The sequence below is a fragment of the Cellulosilyticum sp. genome (assembly GCF_982396655.1).
This window is the reverse complement of record NZ_CEVXFV010000100.1, coordinates 1-3,850: the sequence shown is the minus strand read 5'-3', so window position 1 is coordinate 3,850 and position 3,850 is coordinate 1. Positions and strand designations below refer to the sequence as shown.

At 33.9% G+C, this 3,850-nt stretch carries 9 protein-coding genes; all 9 read right to left on the bottom strand.

Features of this window, described 5'->3' with window-relative positions:
- Window positions 1-57 precede the first annotated feature (57 nt).
- The 9 genes from AC1VAQ_RS20750 to AC1VAQ_RS20710 all read right to left on the bottom strand — a co-directional run bounded on the left by AC1VAQ_RS20750 (window position 58) and on the right by AC1VAQ_RS20710 (window position 3,783).
- On the bottom strand, window positions 58-885 hold the full coding sequence (locus AC1VAQ_RS20750) for a phosphoadenosine phosphosulfate reductase family protein (protein ID WP_479904511.1): 828 nt from the start codon (window positions 883-885) through the stop codon (window positions 58-60).
- A gap of 209 nt (window positions 886-1,094) precedes the next feature.
- Window positions 1,095-1,238, bottom strand: coding sequence for a hypothetical protein (locus AC1VAQ_RS20745; protein ID WP_479904510.1), 144 nt, complete (start codon window positions 1,236-1,238; stop codon window positions 1,095-1,097).
- 134 nt (window positions 1,239-1,372) lie between these two features.
- The gene (locus tag AC1VAQ_RS20740) at window positions 1,373-1,594 is read right to left on the bottom strand and encodes a hypothetical protein (protein ID WP_479904509.1); all 222 of its coding nucleotides are present in this window, start codon (window positions 1,592-1,594) and stop codon (window positions 1,373-1,375) included.
- 29 nt (window positions 1,595-1,623) lie between these two features.
- Window positions 1,624-2,256, bottom strand: a complete 633-nt coding sequence (locus AC1VAQ_RS20735; RefSeq protein WP_479904508.1) for a hypothetical protein — start codon at window positions 2,254-2,256, stop codon at window positions 1,624-1,626.
- A 34-nt stretch (window positions 2,257-2,290) separates the two neighbouring features.
- Window positions 2,291-2,656, bottom strand: coding sequence for a hypothetical protein (locus AC1VAQ_RS20730; protein ID WP_479904507.1), 366 nt, complete (start codon window positions 2,654-2,656; stop codon window positions 2,291-2,293).
- Window positions 2,657-2,677: 21 nt separating this feature from the next.
- Window positions 2,678-2,842 carry a hypothetical protein gene (locus AC1VAQ_RS20725; protein WP_479904506.1) on the bottom strand — a complete coding sequence of 55 codons (165 nt, stop codon included), beginning with the start codon at window positions 2,840-2,842 and terminating at the stop codon, window positions 2,678-2,680.
- Between the two features lie 24 nt (window positions 2,843-2,866).
- Window positions 2,867-3,016: a hypothetical protein gene (locus AC1VAQ_RS20720; protein ID WP_479904505.1), complete on the bottom strand. Its 150-nt coding sequence runs from the start codon at window positions 3,014-3,016 to the stop codon at window positions 2,867-2,869.
- 247 nt (window positions 3,017-3,263) lie between these two features.
- Window positions 3,264-3,482: a hypothetical protein gene (locus AC1VAQ_RS20715; protein WP_479904504.1), complete on the bottom strand. Its 219-nt coding sequence runs from the start codon at window positions 3,480-3,482 to the stop codon at window positions 3,264-3,266.
- A gap of 25 nt (window positions 3,483-3,507) precedes the next feature.
- Window positions 3,508-3,783: a hypothetical protein gene (locus AC1VAQ_RS20710; RefSeq protein ID WP_479904503.1), complete on the bottom strand. Its 276-nt coding sequence runs from the start codon at window positions 3,781-3,783 to the stop codon at window positions 3,508-3,510.
- Window positions 3,784-3,850: the final 67 nt, after the last annotated feature.

Here is a 3,850-nt window from a genome sequence, read left to right as displayed (position 1 = left end):
TATTTTATCTTCATGTTCCCGACACAGATATCGGGAACATATCAAAATTCATTTTTATTAGTTTATAAACTCACAACCTATTTCAAGTTGTCCTTCCATTGCTCGTTCTTTTTCACATTCACCTAACCACCAGTGTAAAACATCCTCAGGTGTTTTCCACTGGCATTTATCAGTATCTAAATTTTTAAGCATGTGTTTAAATGCTGTTAGATACCAATTTCTCCATTCAGGAAACATTTCTAATTCTTTCTTTTGATTTTTTGATTTAGGGCATCCAGGGCACCCAACCCTATCAAAACCCATATCATAAAGTGGATTGTACTTTAAGTTGTAAAACTTTATAAACTCCCATACATCATCCCATGTCCAATCGACTATAGGATTTATGCACGTCTTGCCATTCCAAAATGTAACTACTCCTCGCCCTGCTCTTCCTGTGCTTTCTTCAGCTCTTATCCCTAATACAATAGTGTCTCCAGTTTCTCCTACATTTTCTTTTAAGTCCGAGCAACAATAAGGATTTTGTCGTGTAGGTGGTATTTTCCTGTTAGCTATTAGCGTAAACATTGTCTTAGGCTTGCCTACAAACTGTTTTCTTTTTACTCTATTTGTAAATCTCTTTGGCTTTTGCTGTTCTACATCAGGGAAGTATTTTCTTATGTACTTATATGTTTCTTTAAACTCTATAGTTGGTGCATGAACCGCTTTAAACTTAACTCCTGCAAGTTCCATAAGCTTATGTACTACTAAGCTATCTTTCCCACCGCTGAATGGCACTATATAAATTTTATTAGGATCAGTTTTACTTGGGTCAAACTCTCTAATCCTATCTATTGCTATTTGTACTTTGTCTATTTCTCCGAATAATGTTAACTCCTTTAACACTCATATCACCTTATCAGTCATATTGCCTAAAACTGATAAGGATAAAACTGCTTATAACCCTTGTTAAATCGGTATTATGTACTTCGTACCGTGGTGTTTTTTACGCCGTTACCACTTAACTTTTTGCACTTAATACCATGGCTAGTGGTTTAAGCTAGGCAACCCTTATTTATAAGGGATTCGATATAGTGTTATTTCAATGGTTATCATCAAATTGTCAATGTATCAAAGTCTACTGCCTTAACCTCTAGAATTTGTACGTTAGAGTAAGGTCTATGTTTATTTCTAGCGTTGTAATCAGCTATTCCTAAGCTAAAAGCTTGTCTTGCAGCTTCTTCACTTATATTTTTCACTATAGCTTCACGCTCCTTCTTGTTACCTCTTTTTGTAACATAAGAGAAGAGGATCTTAAACTCTGTTATTGGTATTATGCTTTCTATGTACATCTAAAATCCCCTTTCCTTAACCTAATGAAAAGTCAATTTTATCAATACTTTTCTCCACAAAACGGACAGTAATCATGTTTTATAGGCGTATTTTTAATCCTATCTTTACCGCTTTTTGTCACTCCATCTTTAAATTTACAATCTTGTACAGTTCTAAGAACTAATTTATCTCCCTCTACAATAAAAGCAGTTCCACCTATAGTTGCATCTTGGTAGCCTTTCTCTTTTAGTTCTTTTTCTATTCCTGATATACAATTACACATTTAACTCTCTCCTTTACTAAAATGTTAACTTACTCGCAACATTCAGCTGCATAACTAAGTTCATCTTCTAAAGAATTAACTAAATCCTCAACTGTCTTATATTCACCATTTGTATATACCTCAATCTCAAGGTCAAGCATACCTGCATCCTCTAGTCTTTCAATAACATCAAATAAAGGCTTTAGTTTATTCTCTTTCACTTGCTTGCGATAAGCTTCTGTTGCAACTTCACATGCACATTTCCAAAGTGCATCAATAAGTTCCCATTCCAAAAACTTCTTTTCTTCCAGCCACCATTTAGGTGCATCCGCATTATGTTCTGGCTTACTATAAAACTCTTCTTCTTCCTTTGGCATAGGTTCGACAATATACCATCCACATTGGTTATATATTGTTACCGGCCATCCTGTGCAATGTTCAATAAACTTTATAAGCTTACCTTCTGTAAGAAGAGGTATATAATCTTTCTTCACATCTTCTATGCTTACATCCCCTACAAAACTTACCCATATTTTCTCTTCTGTTAATGCATCTCCCAAAAAGTGAGTCCCATAAACTTTACATGCAACTAAATCTCCATCCTCTGGTTCCCACCACTCCATTATTTTATTTACTGCCTTTTCGCCAGCGTTTCTAAACTGCTCTTTTGATATGTATTTCATTTTTTTACCCACCTTTTCAAATATTAATTTGTAACTACCAATCTGTAGTAGCTATACAATATGATCCAGTATACTTACCATTTAGTTCAATTGCTTTTCTGAAAGAAACCATTTCAGCTATGCCATCGTACTTTCTTTCTATATCTCCTATTCCACCTTTACACAACTCATCAAAACCTTTTAATTCTTTTTCAAGTCTCTTTATGTTCTCTTCATCATCAAAGAAAAACCACATACCGTCATTGTCTAAGTCACACTCTTCAATTTCATCTCGTGGATTATCATCTTCTGCTAATCCATGTTCTTCTAAGTACCAAGGATAAAACTCATCTAAACTCATATGAGTACACCACCACTCCATGTCATTCATCTTGAATACTTTTAAATTACAATTCTCCATTTTATCCACCTCACTAAAAGATTAATTTGCTTCTTCATTAAGCCATTTTCTCATTGCTTCTTTGCAATCATACTTGCTTTCTTTGCATCCTCTGCAATAGTTCCTGCAAAGAGTAGAAAGTAATGTATTTGGTATATTCTCAGCTTCTTCTATTGTCATGCTTTTAATCTTCTCAAAATTGTTCATGTTTCACCTTCTCAAAAGCAAATTTTAAACATCTTCTTCCATATCACTGCATCCATATTCTAATACTTCTTCAATGTCGCATTTATAAAATTCTGTACATTCATCTTTTAAATCACAATAGCAGCAACATACTCCATCTTTGATATTACATGTATCTCCTGTGCATCTTTTCATGTTATCTCACCTCTTATTACACTTATTAAGTATGTATCTGTACTTTCTTCTAATTGGTTTTAGGAGATAATACTTACACATATCTATATTGTTCTGTATACTCATAAGCTATCGCATCCTCTACTTCATTCAAAACACGATACATATCTTCTGTACTAAGCTTGAACAAATCATCTAAAAGTGTTCTTATCATATTTCTCCTTTCCGGTGCAGGCCACTGGACCAGCACCACCAAAAAGTCATTTTATTAATTGCTTAAATCAACATGTGATATTTCTTCAACATCATCTATACTAATCATTACATTACCCATTTTTTCACTATCTACAGTAGCTTCTCCTCCATCCATCCAATCAATTGTGCCTATAATTTTTTCTCCGCTTGTTAAAATTACTTCAACATCATCATCTACACTAAATTCAGTTAAATCATCTACAATCCATTTTGTTTCTTGCTCAATTTTCATCTTATTACCTCCTCAAAAATCACTTTTATTGTTTTTCTATATCTTGCTTTATTAATCTTTCTGCCAAAATGCGTGCGCTCTTTCTACTTGCTCTATAATCACATACGTAATTTGGCTCATGTTCTAACTCTACCTCTACAACAAAGCTATTAGCTTCTTCTCTTGTTATTGTTGCTGTTCTTCCTTTTAGGCTAGTAGATTCAACAAGTACTCCTCCCATGCCAATTCCATCTGTTGTTTCATCACACTCCCACTGGAAATCTCCTCTATTCGCAGCTTTCAAATAAGCTTCTACACTCATTTACTATCTCCTTTCAAAAAACACTTTTATTTGTTTAATACCTGGCTAACATTTTTAATCTTTAATG